Origin of the sequence: Streptomyces sp. NPDC001194, assembly GCF_042896985.1 — a bacterium.
Taxonomy (GTDB): domain Bacteria; phylum Actinomycetota; class Actinomycetes; order Streptomycetales; family Streptomycetaceae; genus Streptomyces.
Map to the genome: position 1 here is coordinate 429,202 of NZ_JBIAXU010000003.1, position 19,985 is coordinate 449,186.

At 69.6% G+C, this 19,985-nt stretch carries 16 protein-coding genes; 7 read left to right on the plus strand and 9 right to left on the minus strand.

The window, feature by feature from the left end; all coding sequences use genetic code 11:
- Positions 1–75 precede the first annotated feature (75 nt).
- Positions 76–2,250, minus strand: a complete 2,175-nt coding sequence (gene murJ / locus ACFY1T_RS10040) for a murein biosynthesis integral membrane protein MurJ (protein ID WP_030857732.1) — start codon at positions 2,248–2,250, stop codon at positions 76–78.
- Between the two features lie 46 nt (positions 2,251–2,296).
- Positions 2,297–4,564 (minus strand): DUF6049 family protein, encoded by a 2,268-nt coding sequence (locus tag ACFY1T_RS10045; RefSeq protein ID WP_390787750.1) that lies wholly within the window; start codon positions 4,562–4,564, stop codon positions 2,297–2,299.
- Between the two features lie 185 nt (positions 4,565–4,749).
- On the opposite strand from ACFY1T_RS10045, the gene ACFY1T_RS10050 reads away from it, so the two are divergent.
- Positions 4,750–6,192 (plus strand): CCA tRNA nucleotidyltransferase, encoded by a 1,443-nt coding sequence (locus ACFY1T_RS10050; RefSeq protein ID WP_390787751.1) that lies wholly within the window; start codon positions 4,750–4,752, stop codon positions 6,190–6,192.
- Positions 6,193–6,254: 62 nt separating this feature from the next.
- Here ACFY1T_RS10050 and ACFY1T_RS10055 read toward each other — a convergent pair whose 3' ends face one another.
- From ACFY1T_RS10055 to ACFY1T_RS10065, 3 genes are all read right to left on the minus strand, one after another.
- Positions 6,255–7,520, minus strand: coding sequence for an MFS transporter (locus tag ACFY1T_RS10055; protein WP_390787752.1), 1,266 nt, complete (start codon positions 7,518–7,520; stop codon positions 6,255–6,257).
- Positions 7,521–7,624: 104 nt separating this feature from the next.
- Entirely contained in the window at positions 7,625–8,707 is a 1,083-nt protein-coding gene (locus ACFY1T_RS10060; RefSeq protein ID WP_030857738.1) for an inositol-3-phosphate synthase, read from the minus strand.
- Between the two features lie 49 nt (positions 8,708–8,756).
- Positions 8,757–9,359, minus strand: a complete 603-nt coding sequence (locus ACFY1T_RS10065; protein WP_030857740.1) for a PadR family transcriptional regulator — start codon at positions 9,357–9,359, stop codon at positions 8,757–8,759.
- A 273-nt stretch (positions 9,360–9,632) separates the two neighbouring features.
- On the opposite strand from ACFY1T_RS10065, the gene ACFY1T_RS10070 reads away from it, so the two are divergent.
- Together ACFY1T_RS10070 and ACFY1T_RS10075 are read left to right on the plus strand one after the other, a co-directional pair.
- Positions 9,633–12,227 carry a transglycosylase domain-containing protein gene (locus ACFY1T_RS10070; protein ID WP_390787753.1) on the plus strand — a complete coding sequence of 865 codons (2,595 nt, stop codon included), beginning with the start codon at positions 9,633–9,635 and terminating at the stop codon, positions 12,225–12,227.
- An 86-nt stretch (positions 12,228–12,313) separates the two neighbouring features.
- Positions 12,314–13,774, plus strand: a complete 1,461-nt coding sequence (locus tag ACFY1T_RS10075) for a glycosyltransferase family 87 protein (RefSeq protein ID WP_390787754.1) — start codon at positions 12,314–12,316, stop codon at positions 13,772–13,774.
- 4 nt (positions 13,775–13,778) lie between these two features.
- Here ACFY1T_RS10075 and ACFY1T_RS10080 read toward each other — a convergent pair whose 3' ends face one another.
- The 3 genes from ACFY1T_RS10080 to ACFY1T_RS10090 form a co-directional block, all read right to left on the minus strand.
- The gene (locus ACFY1T_RS10080; protein ID WP_030857746.1) at positions 13,779–14,810 is read right to left on the minus strand and encodes an alanine racemase; all 1,032 of its coding nucleotides are present in this window, start codon (positions 14,808–14,810) and stop codon (positions 13,779–13,781) included.
- Positions 14,811–14,879: 69 nt separating this feature from the next.
- Positions 14,880–15,998 (minus strand): peptidoglycan bridge formation glycyltransferase FemA/FemB family protein, encoded by a 1,119-nt coding sequence (locus tag ACFY1T_RS10085; protein ID WP_030857748.1) that lies wholly within the window; start codon positions 15,996–15,998, stop codon positions 14,880–14,882.
- Positions 15,999–16,129: 131 nt separating this feature from the next.
- On the minus strand, positions 16,130–16,444 hold the full coding sequence (locus ACFY1T_RS10090) for a hypothetical protein (RefSeq protein ID WP_030857750.1): 315 nt from the start codon (positions 16,442–16,444) through the stop codon (positions 16,130–16,132).
- A gap of 247 nt (positions 16,445–16,691) precedes the next feature.
- Here ACFY1T_RS10090 and rpsF point away from each other — a divergent pair, with 247 nt between their 5' ends.
- From rpsF to rplI, 4 genes are all read left to right on the plus strand, one after another.
- Positions 16,692–16,982 (plus strand): 30S ribosomal protein S6, encoded by a 291-nt coding sequence (gene rpsF / locus ACFY1T_RS10095; RefSeq protein WP_004950685.1) that lies wholly within the window; start codon positions 16,692–16,694, stop codon positions 16,980–16,982.
- Between the two features lie 72 nt (positions 16,983–17,054).
- Positions 17,055–17,648, plus strand: coding sequence for a single-stranded DNA-binding protein (locus ACFY1T_RS10100; protein ID WP_030857752.1), 594 nt, complete (start codon positions 17,055–17,057; stop codon positions 17,646–17,648).
- A gap of 43 nt (positions 17,649–17,691) precedes the next feature.
- Positions 17,692–17,928: a 30S ribosomal protein S18 gene (rpsR, locus tag ACFY1T_RS10105; RefSeq protein WP_005315025.1), complete on the plus strand. Its 237-nt coding sequence runs from the start codon at positions 17,692–17,694 to the stop codon at positions 17,926–17,928.
- Positions 17,929–17,946: 18 nt separating this feature from the next.
- Positions 17,947–18,393, plus strand: a complete 447-nt coding sequence (rplI, locus tag ACFY1T_RS10110; RefSeq protein WP_030292603.1) for a 50S ribosomal protein L9 — start codon at positions 17,947–17,949, stop codon at positions 18,391–18,393.
- A gap of 97 nt (positions 18,394–18,490) precedes the next feature.
- Here the strand turns inward: rplI and ACFY1T_RS10115 are convergent, their stop codons facing one another.
- Positions 18,491–19,828, minus strand: coding sequence for an MATE family efflux transporter (locus ACFY1T_RS10115; protein WP_390787755.1), 1,338 nt, complete (start codon positions 19,826–19,828; stop codon positions 18,491–18,493).
- Positions 19,829–19,985 lie beyond the last annotated feature (157 nt).

Sequence of the window (19,985 nt, forward strand, 5' to 3'; positions counted from 1 at the left end):
CTGCGAAGCCATGCCAATTGTGCCCACAGTCCGGCGCTATGCACGACACGCGAACGGGTCCGACGGTTGTGCGCATCAGCGACCCAAGCGGCCGCGGACCATTCCGACCATGGCGTTGAGCTCTTCGATGCGCATCCGCTTGGCCGCCACGAGGAATACGGCGGCCAGTGCGACACCGCCGGCGGCCAACGCGGCGAGGGAGCCGGTGACTCCGCTGCCGAGCCACTGGGTGACCGCGTAGGCGGCGGCGCCGCCCACGGCGGCCGCGGGGACGCAGGCGCCGGTGAGGCGGGCGTAGGTGCGCATCACGTGGGCGCCGTCGAGGTCGCCGCCCAGCCGGGTGCGCAGCCGTCGCCAGGCGACGCCCACGCCGACCGTGTAGCCGAGGCCGTAGGCGGCGGCCATGCCGACGACGGCCCAGCGCGCGGGGAGCACGAAGAACGCGGCGGTGGAGACGGCCGCGTTGACGCCGGCGACGATGACCGTGTTGTAGAAGGGCGTCCGGGTGTCCTCGTAGGCGTAGAACCCGCGCAGGACGACGTACTGGACGGAGTACGGGATGAGTCCGAGGCCGAAGGCCATCAGGACGTAGCCGATGTTCTGGGCGCCGGATCCGGAACCGGCGTACAGCAGCGTGGCCATGGGGACGCCGAGGGCGAGGAACGCGAAGGCGCAGGGCACGATCGCGACGGCCGAGGTGCGCAGCCCGTACGAGATGTCGTCGCGGACGGCGGCTGCGTCCCCGTCGTGGGCGGAGCGGGAAATGCGCGGCAGCACGGCCGTCATGACGGAGACGGTGATGATGGCCTGCGGCATCTGCCAGAGCAGCAGTGCGTAGTTGTAGGCGGTGATGCCGGTGCCGGGGTGGCCCTGCTTCTCCGCCACGGATCCGGCCCAGGTGGCGAGCTGCGTCACGACGACGAGGCCGATCTGGTTGGCCAGGACGAAGAAGAACGTCCACTTGGCCAGGCGGGCGGCCTTGCCGAGGCCGTGGCCCCGCCAGTCGAAGCGCAGGCGCGGCCTGAAGCCGGCGTCGCGCAGGTAGGGCAGCATCGCGAGGGCCTGGACGGTGAGGCCCAGGAGGGTGCCGAGGCCCAGCAGGCGGACGCCCTCGGGGGTGACCGTGGTCGCGCCGACCCCGGAGGTGGTGAAGCCGCCGAAGGCCCAGATGAAGGCGCCGAACGTGGCGATGACGACGATGTTGTTGAGGACCGGGGTCCACATCATCGCGCCGAACCGGCCGCGCGCGTTGAGGATCTGACCGAGGACCACGTGCACGCCCATGAAGAACATGGTCGGCAGGCAGTAGCGGGCGAAGGCGACCGCGACGTCCATCTGCTGGGGGTCGGACGCGAGCTTCGGCGACATCATCGTGATGAACACCGGCGCCGCGAGGACGCAGATCGTGGTGATGGCGGCCAGCAGCACGACGACGAGCGTCAGGAGGCGGTTGGCGTAGGCCTCGCCCCCGTCGTCGTCCTGCTTCATGGCCCGTACCAGCTGCGGGATGAAGACGGCGTTGAGCGCGCCGCCGCCGACCAGCACGTAGATCATCGTCGGCAGGGTGTTGGCGATCTGGTACGTGTCGTTGAACGTGCCGACGCCGATGGCACCGGCGATGACGAGGGTCCGCAGGAAGCCGGTGATGCGGGAGACGATCGTGCCGGCGGCCATGAGGGCGCTGGACTTGAGGAGGCTGGAGGCGCGGCCGGCGGGCTTGCTCGGCGCCGGGGCGGCGACGGGGACGTCCTCGGCGGGGGTGCCGGGCGTGCCCTGCTGGTCCCGGTAGAGGTGCGCGAAGGCGTCCGGCTCGGGCTTCTCGTCCGCCGCCTGGGTGACCAGGGAGTCCACGCCGACGAACTGGGTGGTCGTCGCGTGGTCGCCGTAGGGCAGGTGCCGGGAGGGACCGTCCGGCTCGGGCGGCGGGGTCTGGGCCCAGACCTGCGGGTCGGGGGCGTGCACGGGGGCCTGCGGAGCGGCGTAGAGCGGTCCGGGCTCCTGGTAGGTGCCGGGCGGCGGCGGAGGGTGCGAGGCACGGTCGTAGAGGACCTCGGCCACGGGGTCCTGGGCCGACAGGTCCTGGGACCGGTACGGGTCGTGGTCGTAGGCGTCCTGGACGTACGGGTCACGGTCCGGCGCGGGCGCAGGCGCGGGGACCTGCCCGGCCACCGGGGTGCCCGGGGCAGCGCCCTGGTAGGGCGCGGGCCCACCAGTGCCCTGCGCGCGGTCACCGTCGTACGGCGCGTTCATCGAAACCCCACCTCATCGTCCCCAGGCCGACCGGCCACGGCATCGCTCAACGGTCCACTGTCTCACCCGTGCCGGACGGCCCGGTGCTTTGCGGTCCGGTGTCCGGGGTCTCGTCACTCGGCTGCGTGCTCTCGTCGGCGGCCGCACGGGCCGCGACGCGCTTGCGGCTGGCGTACATCTTGATGCCCGCCAGGACGAGGAGGAGAACGCCACCCGCGATGACGAGCATGACGGTCGGAGTGATCTCGGTGGCTTCCACGGTGAACTTGCGTGCCTTTCCGTAGGGCACGCCGTCCGTGGTGAAGAGCTGCGCGGTGACCTCGACGGGGCCGCTCGCGGTGGCGTTGGCGGTGAACTTGACCGTCTGGCTGTGTCCGCCCGTGACGGTCACTTCCTGTTCGGCCTGGCCGCTGTCCCCGAACATCAGGCGGGTCGGGTTGGCGGACTTCACGCGCAGGACGAGGTTGTGCACGTCCTGGACGAGGCTGTTCTGGACGCTGACCGGGATGGTCGCGCTGTGCCCGGACAGGGTGGCGTCGGACTTGGGGACGACCTTGACCTTCTCGGTGAGACCGAGCAGGTACTCCTGCACCTGCTCCCGGTAGAGCCGCGCCTCATCGGGGCGGCCGCGCCAGGAGGTGGACATCTCGCGGTTGGTGGTGTTGCCGAAGGGGATCTCCACGCGGTCGGGCGCGCTGAGGATCACCTTGAAGTGGTCCAGGGTGTTCTGGGTGGTGCGGATCTTCTCGAAGGCGGAGACCGGGAGCTCCGTCTTGCGCAGTGCCTCGGGGTACTGGCCGGCGCCCGGGACCTGGGTGTTGACGCCCGGGTCGGGCTTTGCCGCGGCCGCGGTGTCGAGGTCCGCCGGCTGGGTCCAGCGGCCCGCCTGCAGGCCCCGTACGGCGGCCGCCATCGACTGCGCCTGGCTGGTGGTCGGCATCCGCTGCGGGGTGACGACGAAGCTGCGCTGGTTGTCGGTCTTCTGCAGGTTCAGGGCGAGGCTCTGGGCGAGGAAGCGCTGCACGGCCAGCGTGGCGTTCCCGGCGTTCAGCATGTCGCCCTGGAAGGCGGTGGACAGGTCGGCGTCGGCGACGACGGCCGTGGCGCCCGCGCCGATGGGTCGGGCGGCGGAGGGCGTGTAGCCGAGGGCTCCGGTCTCCTGGAGGCTGTCGCTGCGCGTCAGGACGTTGTGGGCGCCCGCCGAGGTGGCCACGTTGACGATCGACGGGTCGATGGCCCCGTCCACGGGCCAGGAGAAGTCGGTGGACGGAGTGACGTGCAGGACGGTCTCCACGGCCTGCTTCGCCTTGTCGGTGGCCGGCCGCAGCTGGCCGAGGGTGCCCGAGACGTCCTTGCCCTGGTGGGCGAGGGAGGCGATGTCGGGGTCGGCGAACGGCAGCGCGACGATCTTCTTGCCCTGGACCGCGGTTTCCAGGGCGCTCAGCCACTGCTCGGCGACGGCCTTGTTCTTGCCCTGGACGATCCGGCCGTCCGGCGTGCGGTACCGGTAGCCCTTGGTCATGGCGTCGACCGTGTACAGCAGGTCGGGGTCGATGACCCAGGTGACGGGCAGGTCCTTGCCGAGGGTGACCATCTGCTGGAGGCGCCCGCCGGACTTGAGCTCATCGGCGAGGGAGTCGTCGAGGAAGACGGGGGTCTGCAGCTCGTCCGAGCCGGTCTCCGCCGTCACGTGCGTGGTGGAGATCAGCGGCCACAGGTACGTGAGCTGCGAGCGCTTGGCTGCGGCCTCGGGCTGCCAGGGGAGGAAGGTCCGCTTGATGCCGAGCACCTGCTCGTACTGGCGGCTCTCGGTCTCCCCGGACAGCGAGACGCCGAGCTGGTAGACGCCGTCCTTGTCCAGCTCCAGCTTGTTCACCGGGATGGTGAGGGTGAAGTCCTGCTTGACCTTGGACGGCAGCGAGGGGATCTTCACGGCGTAGGCCGGGTCGATCTCTCCGGGATCCGTGCCGGCCCGGAACCCGGCGCGTTCCGCCGCCTCGTCGATGGAGGCCCGGTCGCCCAGGGCGGGCCCGACCCGCAGCCCCACGTGCGCGCCCGTGATCGTCTCCCGGCCGTTGTTGACCACGCTGCCGGAGATGGTGAGCGTGTCGCCCTTGACCGGGGCCGCGGGAGCCATACCGTCCAGCTGTACGTCGACGGTGCCCGCCTCGGCGGCCTGGGCGGCCTGCGGGGCGGGAGAGTAGACCAGAGCGGCGAGCACGGGGGTCCCCGCCAGCAGAACGACTGCGCGGCGCAGCCAGCGGCGCCGGGCAGGTGCGGGGGGTCCCCCCTGGATGTCTGCCGCCTCGGCCACGCGCTAGCCCGTCCCTCGAAGTGTCAGTGGTCGTCGTTCGTGCGTCCACGAATGGTAACGAGGTGCGCTGTGCGCGAGTGCCGCGCCTTGCTCCACATGATCGGGGGCGCCCCGGCGGCGCCGTACGCGGGGGCGCCCACAAACAGGGAAGCCCTCGCCGGGCGGGGCACGTACCCTTTTCTGTTGTGCCGAACGCCAACGAAGACAACCCCAGTGCCCTGAGTCAGGTGCAGCGCCGCGCGGTCAGTGAACTGCTGCGGGTCGCCCCTGTCGCCGACGAGCTCGGCCGCCGGTTCCAGGAGGCCGGCTTCCGCCTTGCCCTGGTCGGCGGGTCCGTACGCGATGCGCTGCTCGGGCGTCTCGGCAACGACCTCGACTTCACCACCGACGCCCGGCCCGAGGCCGTCCTGAAGATCGTCCGGCCGTGGGCCGACTCGGTCTGGGACGTCGGCATCGCCTTCGGCACGGTCGGAGCCCAGAAAGAGGGCTTCCAGATCGAGGTGACCACGTACCGCTCGGAGTCGTACGACCGCACCTCGCGCAAGCCGGAGGTCTCCTACGGGGACTCGATCGAGGAGGACCTGGTCCGCCGGGACTTCACCGTGAACGCGATGGCCGTCGCACTCCCCGAGAAGGAGTTCGTGGACCCCCACGGGGGCCTGGAAGACCTCCAGGCGGGCGTTCTGCGCACCCCCGGCACTCCGGAGGACTCCTTCTCCGACGACCCGCTGCGGATGCTGCGAGCGGCGCGCTTCGCCGCGCAGCTCGACTTCGAGGTCGCCCCCGAGGTCGTGGCGGCGATGAAGGCGATGTCCGACCGGATCGAGATCGTCTCGGCGGAGCGGGTGCAGGGCGAGCTGAACAAGCTGCTGCTGTCCGCGCACCCCCGCAAGGGCCTGGGCCTGCTCGTCGACACCGGGCTGGCCGACCACGTGCTGCCCGAGCTGCCCGCCCTGCGGCTGGAGAGTGACGAGCACCACCGGCACAAGGACGTCTACGACCACTCGCTGATCGTGCTGGAGCAGGCCATCGCGCTTGAGCACGACGGCCCGGACCTGGTGCTGCGGCTGGCGGCCCTGCTCCACGACATCGGCAAGCCGCGCACCCGCCGGTTCGAGAGCGACGGCCGGGTCTCCTTCCACCACCACGAGGTGGTGGGCGCGAAGATGACCAAGAAGCGCATGACCGCGCTGAAGTACTCCAACGACATGGTCAAGGACGTGTCCCGGCTGGTGGAGCTGCACCTGCGCTTCCACGGCTACGGGGACGGCGAGTGGACCGACTCCGCGGTGCGGCGCTACGTCCGTGACGCCGGCCCGCTCCTGGACCGCCTGCACAAGCTCACCCGGTCCGACTGCACCACGCGCAACAAGCGCAAGGCCAATGCCCTCTCCCGTACCTACGACGGTCTGGAGGAGCGCATCGCCCAGCTCCAGGAGCAGGAGGAGCTCGACGCCATCAGGCCCGACCTGGACGGCAACGAGATCATGCAGGTCCTGGGCGTCGGTCCCGGGCCGGTGATCGGCAAGGCCTACGCGTTCCTGCTGGAGCTGCGGCTGGAGAACGGTCCGATGGAGCGCGACGCCGCGGTCGCCGCCCTCAAGGAGTGGTGGGCGGCTCAGGCCTGATCCGCGGTCGACCGGGTCGATGTTTCACGTGAAACATCGACCCGGCCGACGCGTCGGCCGCGTCACGATTGCGCTTCCCGACGCCTCAGGTAGAGCGCCGTCACCGCGTAGAGGACGGCCACGCTCACGATCAGCGTGACGGACCGCCCGTCCGGGGGGAGCATCAGCGCGGCCACGGCGGCCGCGCCCACGAACGCGATGTTGAAGAGCACGTCGTAGACGGAGAACACCCGGCCGCGGAAGTCGTCGTCCACATGGGACTGGATGGCCGTGTCGGTGGAGATCTTCGCGCCCTGGGTGGCGAGGCCCAGCACGAAGGCCGCGACCAGCATCGGTCCGGGCGTGAAGAACAGCCCGAGCGGGGGCACCAGGACGGCTGCCCCGCCGGAGCAGGCCGTGATCCAGCCGCGGGTCCCCAGCCGGCCCACCATCCAGGGGGTGACGACGGCGGCCGCGAAGAACCCGGCCCCGGAGACGCCGACCGCGATGCCCAGCAGGGCGAGGCCGGCGGACTCGCTGTCCGACCAGGAGTACCGGCAGAGCATGAGCAGCATCACGAACAGGGCCCCGTAGCAGAAGCGCATCAGGGTCATGGCGGTGAGCGTCTGGGCCGCCTCGCGCCGGGAGGCCAGGTGCCGCAGCCCCGCGACCATGCCCCGGACGGTCAGGGCCACCCCCTGGGCCACCGAGGGGTGGACCCGTCCCGCGGGATGGTCCGGGCCGAGCAGGCCCACGGCCAGGCGCAGTGAGACCAGGGCCGCACAGAGGTAGAGCCCGGCGCCGAGCAGCACGGTCAGGGCGTTGGAGTCGGAGGCCAGCACCCGGACGAGGAAGGCGAGTCCCCCGCCGGCGACCGCCGCGAGCGTCCCGGCCGTGGGGGAGAGCGAATTGGCGGTGACCAGCTGGGCGGGGGCGACGACGCGGGGCAGGGAGGCGGCGAGCCCGGCCAGCACGAAGCGGTTGACGGCGGTGACCGACAGGGCCGAGGCGTAGAAGAGCCAGTCGGGGACGTGCGCGACGATCAGCAGGCCCGTGACGCAGGCCAGGACCGCCCGCAGCAGGTTGCCGTAGAGGAAGACCTGGCGGCGGCGCCAGCGGTCGAGCAGCACCCCGGCGAAGGGGCCGATCAACGAGTACGGCAGCAGCAGGACCGCCATGGCCGAGGCGATGGCCGCGGGCGAGGTCTGCTTCTCGGGGGAGAACACCACGTACGTGGCGAGCGCCACCTGGTACACGCCGTCGGCGGCCTGGGAGAGCAGCCGTACGGCGAGCAGGTTGCGGAAATCCCTCAGGCGCAGGAGTACGCGCAGATCACGTACGACAGGCATGAGGGCAAGGGTCACATACGCGGAGGGTCCCCGGGCACATTGCCCGGGGACCCTCCGCGGAAGAACAGTCGAAGACCAGGTGTCCGAAGACCCGTGGGTCCGACTTAGCGCTCGACCTCGCCCTTGATGAACTTCTCGACGTTGGCCAGCGCCTCGTCGTCGAAGTACTGCACCGGCGGGGACTTCATGAAGTAGCTCGAAGCCGACAGGATCGGGCCACCGATGCCGCGGTCCTTGGCGATCTTCGCGGCGCGCAGGGCGTCGATGATGACACCGGCGGAGTTCGGGGAGTCCCACACCTCGAGCTTGTACTCGAGGTTCAGCGGGACGTCGCCGAAGGCGCGGCCTTCGAGGCGGACGTAGGCCCACTTGCGGTCGTCGAGCCACGCCACGTAGTCGGACGGGCCGATGTGGACGTTCTTCTCGCCGAGCTCGCGGTCGGGGATCTGCGAGGTGACGGCCTGCGTCTTGGAGATCTTCTTCGACTCCAGGCGGTCGCGCTCCAGCATGTTCTTGAAGTCCATGTTGCCGCCGACGTTGAGCTGCATGGTGCGCTCAAGACGGACACCGCGGTCCTCGAACAGCTTGGCCATCACGCGGTGCGTGATGGTGGCGCCGACCTGCGACTTGATGTCGTCGCCGACAATCGGGACACCGGCCTCGGTGAACTTGTCGGCCCACTCCTTGGTGCCGGCGATGAAGACCGGGAGGGCGTTGACGAAGGCGACCTTGGCGTCGATGGCGCACTGGGCGTAGAACTTCGCCGCAGCCTCGGAGCCGACGGGCAGGTAGCAGACCAGAACGTCGACCTCGCGGTCCTTCAGGACCTGGACCACGTCGACCGGAGCCTCGGCGGACTCCTCGATCGTCATGCGGTAGTACTTGCCCAGGCCGTCCAGGGTGTGGCCGCGCTGGACGGTCACGCCCGCGTTGGGGACGTCGCAGATCTTGATGGTGTTGTTCTCGCTGGCGCCGATGGCGTCCGAAAGGTCGAGGCCGACCTTCTTCGCGTCGACGTCGAACGCGGCGACGAACTCGACGTCACCCACGTGGTAGTCGCCGAACTGGACGTGCATCAGACCGGGGACCTTGGCCGCCGGGTCGGCGTCCTTGTAGTACTCGACGCCCTGCACCAGCGAGGCGGCGCAGTTGCCCACGCCGACGATGGCTACGCGAACCGAACCCATTCCGGTTGCTCCCTGTTCGTTCTTGGACGAGGCCTGCGAGATGCAGGCCTCACTTTGCAGTTTCGTCGGGCGGACCGGGTCGTCTCCGATCCCGTCCCGCCCGCTCACTCTCGATGAGCTCGTTCAGCCAGCGCACTTCGCGCTCCACGGACTCCATACCGTGCCGCTGCAGCTCAAGCGTGTAGTCGTCGAGGCGCTCCCGCGTACGGGCGAGTGAGGCGCGCATCTTCTCCAGGCGCTCCTCCAGCCGGCTGCGGCGGCCCTCCAGGACCCGCATGCGCACTTCCCGCTCGGTCTGACCGAAGAAGGCGAAGCGCGCGGCGAAGGACTCGTCCTCCCAGGCGTCGGGGCCCGTGTGGGACAGGAGCTCCTCGAAGTGCTCCTTGCCCGCTGCCGTCAACCGGTAGACGATCTTGGCGCGGCGCCCTGCGAGTGAAGTGGCGAGAGCGTCTTCCGGGGCGTTGCCCGGTTCTTCGATCAACCAGCCGTTGGCGACCAGCGTCTTGAGGCAGGGATACAGCGTTCCGTAACTGAACGCCCGGAACACCCCCAGCGAGGTGTTGAGCCGCTTGCGGAGCTCGTACCCGTGCATGGGGGATTCGCGAAGCAGGCCGAGGACGGCGAACTCGAGGATGCCTGAGCGCCTGCTCATCCGCCTGCCTCTCCCTCGCCCCTGAGTTTTATACCGAGCTGATGTATCGGCTCGATACATCCAGACGATAGAACGGGCCGTCTTCAACGACAAGGGGTGACGTGGTGACCGGCATCACATCACTAATTCGCACCAAGCGAGTTGCCTGATTTGGGGTGAACTTCGGCACTGTTCGGGTTTTGAGCGTGCGTAGTCTGTGGGCCATGACAACGGGGGGACCGGAATTCACCTGCCGCTTCCAGGCCACTCGCCTGCCCGAGGAGTAGTCGTTCGATGAGCGAGCACCGCCGCAAACCGCCGCAACCCGAAGGCAGCGGACGTGCCGCGGCCCGTCGGGCCGCCCAGCAGCACCCCGGCCGGGGTGCCGGACCCGCACGCGACGTCCCCACCGCGTCGCCCAGCGGGCCGTACGCAGAGCCGCCCGGCCACGGCGGCCGGGCCGGCTCGCGCCGCGCCGCCCCCCGTGGATCCGGAGGGCGCGGACGCGACGCCGCCGTCGCGGGTCGCGGCCCGGGCCGCCCGGACAAGCGGCTGATCAACTACCCGCGCTCCGACAAGGACGGCTGGCAGCGGTTCGTACCGTCGTGGAAGCTGGTCTGCGGCACGGCCCTCGGCTTCTTCGCCGTCGTCACGGCGGGCGCCGGCATCGGCATCGCGTCGGTGAACACCCCCGACCCGAACAAGGCGGCCCAGGCCCAGAACAACGTCTTCTTCTGGGCGGACGGCACCCAGATGGTGGCCACCGGCGGCTCGATGAACCGCCAGATCGTGCCCATCGACAAGATCCCCAAGTCGATGCAGAACGCGGTGATCTCCGCGGAGAACGAGTCCTTCGAGACGGACAAGGGCGTCGACCCGATGGGCATCGCCCGCGCCGTGTGGAACATGGCCAAGGGCGGCTCCACCCAGGGTGGCTCGACCATCACCCAGCAGTACGTGAAGAACACGTACCTGGACTCCGACCAGACGCTGAAGCGCAAGGTCACCGAGCTCTTCATCTCGATAAAGCTGGGTGTGTCCGAGGAGAAGGACACGATCCTCGCCGGCTACCTCAACACCGCCTACTACGGCCGTGACGCCTACGGCATCCAGGCGGCCTCGCGGGCCTACTTCGGCAAGGACTGCAAGGACCTCACACCGTCCGAGAGCGCCTTCCTGGCCTCCGTGCTCAAGGGGCCCAACCTCTACAACCCGGACGGCGGCGTCGGTACGGCGGCCACCCCCGAGAAGAACACCGAGCGGGCCAAGGAGCGCTGGGCCTGGGTCCTGGACCGCGAGGTCGCGGTCGGCCGGATGCAGAAGGCCGAGCGGGACCAGTTCACGGAGTTCCCGAAGATCGTCGACTCCGAGCAGGCCCGCAGCCTGTCCGGTCAGACCGGCTACCTGGTCGACACGGCCAAGAAGTACGTGATGAAGGTCACCGGCCTCACGGCCGAGGAGATGGCCCGCGGCGGCTACCAGATCAAGACCACCTTCCAGAAGCCCAAGGTGGACGCCCTGGTCAAGGCCGTCGAGGACACCCGCAACAACTTCCTGGACGAGAAGGCCCGGCCCGAGTACGACACCTTCGTCCAGTTCGGGGCGGCCTCGGTGGACGTCAAGAGCGGGGCGATCGTGGCCCTGTACGGCGGCCCGGGCATGGACAAGAAGTACTTCAGCAACAACGCCGACACCCTCGGCGTCCCGGTCGGCTCGACCTGGAAGCCGTACGTCCTGGCGGCCGCGATGCAGTACGGCACCCAGAACTCGCACAGCCAGGGCATCTCGGCCGACAGCAAGTACAACGCGAACGACCTGACCGTGATCAACAACCGTGACGGCAAGCCGCTGCGGGACGCCTCGGGCAAGCCGTTCAAGCAGAAGAACGAGAGCACCTACCCCTACGGCTACGTGACCCTCAACGAGGCGATGGAGAAGTCCATCAACGTGCCGTTCGCGCAGCTCGTCTTCGACGTCGGCCACAACAAGGTCCGAGAGGTGGCCGAGGCCACGGGCATCCTCAAGGACTCGATGAACCCGAACAACGACGCCTCGTTCGCCCTCGGCACCTCGACGCCGAGCGCCATCCGCATGGCCGACTCGTACGCCACCTTCGCCGCCTCCGGCACCCACCACGATCCGTTCTCCGTGACCAGCGTCGAGAAGGACGGCAAGGAGCTGCCCGGCTTCGGGGCCCCCAAGGAGCAGCGGGCGATGGACGACGCCATCGCCGACAACGTCACCAAGGTGCTGGAGAACGTCGTCGACAACGGCACCGGCACCAAGGTCAGGAAGCTCGGCTTCACCCGGCCCGCCGCCGGCAAGACCGGAACCACCGACCAGAACAAGTCGGCCTGGTTCGTCGGCTACACCCCCGAGCTGTCCACCTCGGTCGCCCTGTTCCGCACCGACCCGAACTCGAAGGACAAGAAGCTCATCTCCATGAACGGCGTGGGCGGCGTCGACTCCATCCACGGTGGTGACATCCCGGCCGCGATCTGGACCGAGTACATGAAGGAAGCCCTCAAGGGCGCCCCGGTCAAGGAGTTCCCGGAGGCCGAGAAGATCGGCGTCACCGCGGACGCCTCCGGTGCCCCTTCGCCGTCCCCGTCCTTCTCCCCCTCGCCCTCCCCGTCGATGCCCTCGCCCTCGGCGAGCTCCTCCCCGCCGGTCTCCCCGTCCCCGTCGAAGGGCGGCAAGCCGACCTGCAAGCCGTGGGAGCTGTACTGCATCCCGGACACCAACGGCGGTACGAACAACGGCAACACCAACGGCGGCCCCGGCGGAGGGACCGGCGGACCCAGCGGATCACCGTCGGGAAGTCCGTCGGGCCGACCGGGACGTCCCGGCGGCACCAGCTGGGGGACCTCGATGGGCGCCTCCGGCTGACCCGCCTCCCCGCGCCCCGGTGAGGGCCGTCGCACACGGTGCGGCGGCCCTCCCGCATGTCCGGCCCCGTACGGCAGGATGAGCGCATGACGAAGGTGCACGAGGACCGGCCCGTACTGCCCACCCAGCAGGACGAGGTCGCCGCGGCCGGCAGTGAGTTCCTCGGCGGCCCGATGGGCCGCTACGCCCGGCTGGGCGGCCACTGGCTGACCCCGGTCCGCGTCGTGGTCCTCGTGGCCCTCGGGATGTTCGCGCTCGGCATGGTGCAGAAGCTGCCCTGCTACGACTGGGCGTGGTTCCGCGGAGCCGGCTCCCAGTACACGCACGCCTGCTACTCCGACATCCCGCACCTGTTCTCCGTACGCGGCTTCGCCGACGGGCTCACGCCCTACTTCGACCGCCTTCCCGGCGACATGGAGTACCTGGAGTACCCGGTCCTCACCGGGCTCTTCATGGAGGTCGCCTCCTGGCTGACCCCCGGCAGCGGCTCCATGCAGCACCGCGAGCAGATGTACTGGATGGTCAACGCGGGAATGCTGATGGCCTGCACCGCGGTCATCGCCGTGTGCGTCGTGCGCACCCACCGCCGCCGGCCCTGGGACGCGCTGCTCTTCGCCCTCGCGCCCGCCTTCGCGCTCACCGCGACGATCAACTGGGACCTGCTGGCGATCGCCCTGACCGCCGCGGGGATGCTCATGTGGTCCCGCGGCCGCACCCTGCTCTTCGGCGTGTTCATCGGCCTGGCCACCGCCGCCAAGCTCTACCCCGTCCTGCTGCTCGGAGTGCTGTTCGTGCTGTGCTGGCGGGCCGGGAAGTGGCGGGCGTTCGGCTCGGCCGTCCTCGGAGCGGCCGTCTCCTGGCTCGTGGTGAACCTGCCCGTCATGATCTACGCCTGGGACGGCTGGAAGAAGTTCTACACGTTCAGCCAGGAGCGCCCGATCGACTTCGGCTCCGTGTGGCTGCTCATCTCCCAGCGCTCCGGGAACCCCCTGCAAGACGCCAACACGTACGCCACCGGCCTGACGCTGCTGCTGTGCGCGGGCATCGGCCTGCTGACGCTGACCGCCCCGCGCCGGCCCCGCTTCGCGCAGCTGGCCTTCCTGGTCGTGGCCGCCTTCATCCTGGCCAACAAGGTCTACTCGCCGCAGTACGTGCTGTGGCTCATCCCGCTCGCGGCGCTGGCCCGGCCGCGCTGGCGGGACTTCCTGATCTGGCAGGCCGGCGAGGTCGTGTACTTCCTCGGGATCTGGTTCTACCTGGCCTACACGACCAGCGGGGACAAGCACCAGGGCCTGCCCGTGGAGGGCTACCAGCTGGCGATCGCCGCCCATCTGCTGGCGACCCTCTACCTCTGCGCGGTCGTCGTCCGCGACATCCTGCTGCCCGAGCGGGACGTCGTACGCCGCGACGGATCGGACGACCCGTCCGGCGGCGTCCTGGACGGGGCCGAGGACGTCTTCGTGCTGTCGGACGCAGCGAGGGCGCCGCAGGACGCGGCGCCCTCGGAGGGACAGCGGGTGGAGTGGGGCACGGCCCCCAGGGACTGACCGGTCAGGCGTCGAGTACCCGGTCGAACTGCGTCGTGGTGTGGCGCAGGTGCGCCACCAGCTCGTCGCCGACCTTCGGCTCGGGGGCGTCCGACGGTACGAACAGGATCGACACCTGCATGTGCGGGGGCTCCGCGAACCAGCGCTGCTTGCCCGCCCACACGAACGGAGACAGGTTCCGGTTCACGGTCGCCAGACCGGCCCGGGCCACGCCCTTGGCGCGCGGCATCACACCGTGCAGGGCCTTGGGGGCCTCCAGGCCCACTCCGTGCGAGGTGCCGCCCGCGACCACGACCAGCCAGCCGTCGGAGGCGGCCTTCTGCTGGCGGTAGCCGAACCGGTCGCCCTTGGCGACGCGCGTGACGTCCAGGACGGCGCCGCGGTACTCGGTCGCCTCGTGATCGCCGAGCCACAGCCGGGTGCCGATCCGCGCCCGGAAGCGGGTCTGCGGGAACTGCTGCTGGAGCCGGGCCAGCTCCTCGGCCCGCAGGTGGCTGACGAACATGGTGTGCAGCGGCAGCCGGGCCGCGCGCAGCCGGTCCATCCAGCCGATGACCTCCTCGACGGCGTCCGAGCCGTCCGGGCGGTCGAGCGGCAGGTGCAGGGCGAAGCCCTCCAGCCGCACGTCCTCGATCGCCGCGTGCAGCTGGCCCAGGTCCTGCTCGGAGATCCCGTGGCGGCGCATCGAGCTCATGCACTCGATCACCACGCGGGCGCCGACCAGGCCGCGGACCCCGTCCAGCGAGGACACCGAACGGATCACCCGGTCCGGCAGCGGCACCGGCTCCTCGCCCCGCCGGAACGGGGTGAGGACGAGCAGGTCGCCGCCGAAGAAGTCCTTGATGCTGGCGGCCTCGTACGTGGTCCCGACGGCCAGTACGTCGGCGCCCAGCCGGGTCGCCTCCTCGCAGAGCCGCTCGTGGCCGAAGCCGTAGCCGTTGCCCTTGCAGACCGGGATCATCCCGGGGAACTGGTCCTGGATCTGCTTCTGGTGCGCACGCCAGCGCGCGGTGTCGACGTAGAGCGTGAGCGCCATGCCCGTCCGGAGCCTCTCTCTAAAAGCTGCCTGTGCAGCGGTGCGGTGTGTGGGGGATGCGGCAGCGGGTCAGCGGCGCGACATGTAGATGTCGAGCGCCTTGTGCAGCACCTTGTTGAGCGGGAAGTCCCACTCGCCGACGTACTCGACGGCCTCGCCGCCCGTACCGACCTTGAACTGGATGAGGCCGAACAGGTGGTCGTTCTCGTCCAGCGTGTCACTGATGCCGCGCAAGTCGTAGACGCTCGCACCGAGTGCGTACGAGTCGCGCAGCATGCGCCACTGCATCGCGTTCGAGGGCCGCACCTCGCGCTTGTGGTTCGCGGAGGCGCCGTACGAGTACCAGACGTGCTGGCCGACGGTGAGCATCGTGGCGGCGGCCAGCGGCTCCCCCTCGTGCTTCGCGATGTAGAGCCGCATCCGGTTCGGGTCCTCGGAGTTGAGGGCCGTCCACTGGCGCTGGAAGTAGCTGAGCGGGCGCGGGCGGAACTTGTCGCGCTCGGCCGTGACCTCGTACAGCTCCTGCCAGACCGGCAGGTCTTCGTAGCCGCCCTGGACGACCTCGACACCGGCCTTCTCGGCCTTCTTGATGTTGCGGCGCCACAGCTGGTTGAAGCCCTTGAGGACGTCGTCCAGCGAGCGGTTGGCCAGCGGCACCTGGAAGACGTAGCGGGGCTGGACGTCACCGAAGCCGGCGCCGCCGTCCTCGGCCTGCTGCCAGCCCATGCGGCGCAGCTTGTCCGACACCTCGAAGGCGCGGGGCTCGATGACCGAGGCCTCCACGTCGCGCAGGCGCTTCACGTCCGGGTCCTGGATGCCGGCCTTGATGGCGGCCGAGTTCCAGCGGCGGATGACGACGGGCGGGCCCATCTTCACGGTGAAGGCGCCCTGCTGCTTGAGGTGGGCCAGCATCGGCTGGAGCCACTCCTCCAGATTGGGGGCGTACCAGTTGATGACCGGACCCTCGGGGAGGTACGCGAGGTACCGCTTCACCTTGGGCAACTGCCGGTACAACACGAGGGCGGCGCCGACTAGTTCGTCGTTCTGGTCGAACCAGCCGAGGTTCTCGGAGCGCCACTCGTTCTTCACGTCGGCCCACGCCGGGACCTGGCAGTGGCTAGCCGAGGGCAGGCTCTGGAGGTATCCCAGATGCTGCTCTCGGCTGATGGTCCTCAGGGACAGGCTCATGCGGGGCGTCTCCTCCGGCGGCTTCGCTGGCTATGGCGCGAAGCCTACTGCGACAAGGGCGCCACCCATCTGGGGGACGGGCCGTGCCCGGGCCGGTGAGTGACCGGCGCCCTGTCGCCGAAGAGCCCCGGTCAGCCCGCCCAGCCGCCGAAGAGACCGCCGTGTGCCATGCCGAGGTAGAAGCCCACGCCCGCGGCGCCAAGCCCGATGATCAGTGCGAAGCGCTCGCGTGTCGTCTCCGAGATGAACTGTCCGTACGCGCCGGTCAGGATGCCGACGAGCCCGGTCCACGAGCTCAGCAGGTGCAGATTGTCGAAGAATCCCGTGACGAACGCCACGATGCCGAGCACCACCGTGGCCACCACGAGGGTGTCCTGCAGCGGATGGGGCTTGCCGTCGGTCGCGAGGAGCGAGATGGAGGACTTGGGTTGCATGGCCTGTGCCATCGGAAGGCACCTCCTGGCTGAAGCAGAGCGGTGCACGGGCGCCTCCGGCAGGGGCCGGGGGCATAGCACCGAGCACACCCGATGAATACAGAGTGTGGCCTCCTCCCGCCGGATTTCAACCGGAAGGAGTCGAGCAGGTAGTCTGTACAGCTGCGCGGTGTCTGGTCACAGACGCCGTGCGCACGCATCACGACCCTCCTGCCACGGAACGACCGTGGCCGCTGAGTCCAAAGGAGGTGGGTTCCACATGCGTCACTACGAAGTGATGGTCATCCTCGACCCCGATCTCGAGGAGCGCGCTGTCTCCCCGCTGATCGAGAACTTCCTCTCCGTCGTCCGTGAGGGCAACGGAAAGGTCGAGAAGGTCGACACCTGGGGCCGTCGTCGTCTCGCTTACGAGATCAAGAAGAAGCCCGAGGGCATCTACTCGGTCATCGACCTTCAGGCCGAGCCTGCGGTCGTCAAGGAGCTTGACCGACAGATGAACCTGAACGAGTCGGTTCTCCGGACCAAGGTCCTCCGCCCCGAGACCCACTGAACTTCGGTTCAGCGGTAATCGGGACCGAGTAGCACAGCAGCCCAGCAGCAATCCCCGCCGAGAGGTTCATCCATGGCAGGCGAGACCGTCATCACGGTCGTCGGCAATCTCGTCGACGACCCCGAGCTGCGCTTCACCCCCTCGGGTGCGGCGGTCGCGAAGTTCCGTGTCGCGTCCACCCCCCGCACCTTCGACCGTCAGACCAATGAGTGGAAGGACGGCGAGAGCCTGTTCCTGACCTGCTCGGTGTGGCGGCAGGCGGCCGAGAACGTCGCCGAGTCCCTTCAGCGAGGCATGCGCGTCATCGTGCAGGGCCGGCTGAAGCAGCGGTCGTACGAGGACCGTGAGGGTGTCAAGCGCACGGTCTACGAGCTGGACGTCGAGGAAGTCGGCCCCAGCCTGAAGAACGCCACGGCCAAGGTCGCCAAGACCACCGGTCGCGGTGGCCAGGGCGGATACGGCGGCGGCGGTCAGCCGCAGGGCGGCGGCGGTGGCTGGGGCGGAGCCCCCAGCGGCGGCGCCCCGCAGGGCGGCGGAGCTCCCTCCGACGACCCGTGGGCGTCCAGCGCACCGGCCGGCGGCCAGCAGCAGCAGGGCGGCGGGGGCGGCTGGGGCGGAAGCTCCGGCGGCTCCAACGGTGGCTACTCGGACGAGCCTCCCTTCTAGGGAAGCTCGCATCCCCACTTCTTGATCACACAGGAGAGACACAATGGCGAAGCCGCCTGTGCGCAAGCCTAAGAAGAAGGTCTGCGCGTTCTGCAAGGACAAGACCGCGTACGTGGACTACAAGGACACGAACATGCTGCGGAAGTTCATTTCCGACCGCGGCAAGATCCGTGCCCGCCGCGTTACCGGCAACTGCACGCAGCACCAGCGTGACGTCGCCACGGCCGTCAAGAACAGCCGTGAGATGGCGCTGCTGCCCTACACGTCCACCGCGCGATAAGGAAAGGGTGACCGAACAATGAAGATCATCCTGACCCACGAGGTCTCTGGCCTCGGCGCCGCCGGCGATGTCGTCGACGTCAAGGACGGTTACGCTCGCAACTACCTGGTCCCGCGTGGTTTCGCGATCCGCTGGACCAAGGGTGGCGAGAAGGACGTGGCGCAGATCCGCCGCGCCCGCAAGATCCACGAGATCGCGACCATCGAGCAGGCCAACGAGGTCAAGGCCAAGCTCGAGGGCACGAAGGTCCGTCTGGCCACCCGCTCGGGTGACGCCGGCCGTCTCTTCGGCTCCGTGACCCCGGCCGACATCGCCACGGCGATCGAGGCTTCCGGTGGTCCGAAGGTCGACAAGCGCCGCGTCGAGCTGGCTGCCCCGATCAAGACCCTCGGTTCGTACCAGGTCTCCGTGCGTCTGCACGCCGAGGTCGCCGCGAACGTGGGCGTCGAGGTCGTCGCCGCCTAAGTGCTGCGAGCGAAGGGCCGCACCCCTGTGGGGGTGCGGCCCTTCGTCGTTTCCGGGACCACCGGTCGATGTTTCACGTGAAACATCGACCCGAGGATCAGCGGGTCGCCCCCGCTACCAGCCAGCGGCCGGAGCGGGCGCGCAGCTGCAGGGTGGCCATCCGAACCAGCATCATCAGGGTCATGGCCCACCACAGTGCGGTGAGACCGCCGCCGAGGGTCGGGACGAGCAGGGCGGCCGGGGTGAACACGGCGAGCGTCAGCAGCATGGCCCAGGCCAGGTAGCGACCGTCTCCCGCACCCATCAGGACCCCGTCGAGCACGAAGACGATGCCGCACACGGGCTGGGAGATCGCCACGACCAGCAGGGCGGGCAGCAGGGCGTCCTCGACCACGGGGTCGCCGGTGAAGAGCGGGATGAAGACCGGGCGGGCCGCGACCACCAGTGCGCCGAGGACGATTCCTGAGGCGATCCCCCACTGCACCATGCGGCGGCAGACGGCCTTGGCTCCCACGGTGTCGCCGGCGCCAAGGTAGCGGCCGATGATGGCCTGCCCGGCGATGGCGATCGCGTCGAGGGCGAAGGCGAGCAGGCTCCACAGGGAGAGCAGTATCTGGTGGGCCGCGATGTCCGCGTCGCCGAGCCGCGCGGCGACGGCGGTCGCGATCATCAGCACGGCGCGCAGGGACAGCGTGCGCACGAGCAGCGGGACGCCGGCCTGGGCGCAGGCCCGGATGCCCGCGGGGTCGGGGCGCAGGGAGGCTTCGTGCGTACGGGCTCCGCGGACGACCACGAAGAGATAGGCGCCGGCCATGGCGCACTGGGCGATCACCGTGCTCCAGGCGGAACCGGCGATGCCGAAGCCGGCTCCGTACACGAGGGCGACGTTCAGGGCCGCGTTGAGGGCGAAGCCCGCGATGGCGACGTAGAGCGGTGTGCGGGTGTCCTGGAGGCCGCGGATGACGCCGGTGGCGGCGAGCACCATCAGCATGGCCGGGATGCCGAGGGCGGAGATCCGCAGGTACGTGACCGCGTACGGGGCGACGGTGTCGGAGGCTCCGAAGAGGGAGACCAGCCAGGGCGCCGTCGGCAGCAGGACGGCGAGGACGACGGCGCCGATCAGGAGGGCGAGCCAGATGCCGTCCATGCCCTGCCGGATGGCCGCCCGGAGGTCTCCGGCGCCGACTCGTCGGGAGACGGCCGCAGTGGTGGCGTAGGCGAGGAAGACGAAGACGCTGACGGCGGTGGTGAGCAGGGCCGCGGCGATGCCGAGGCCGGCCAGCTGGGGAGTGCCGAGGTGCCCCACGATGGCGCTGTCGGCCATCACGAACAGGGGTTCGGCGACGAGTGCGCCGAAAGCCGGGACGGCGAGCGCGAGTATCTCGCGGTCGTGCCGTCTCGGGGCAGGCTTCAGCGGGGCGATGGCCTGTGTCATGCGCTCAATCTAATCTTCCACAGGTAATGGATGCAATGGTCTTTGGATCCTTACCTGCGAGTTGGTTCACACGTTCTCGGCACCCCATTGGAGGCGATCTCGAAACTGGGGCGGAGAAATTTCTCCCCCACAGCCGGTGGAGGAAGAAATCGCAGGT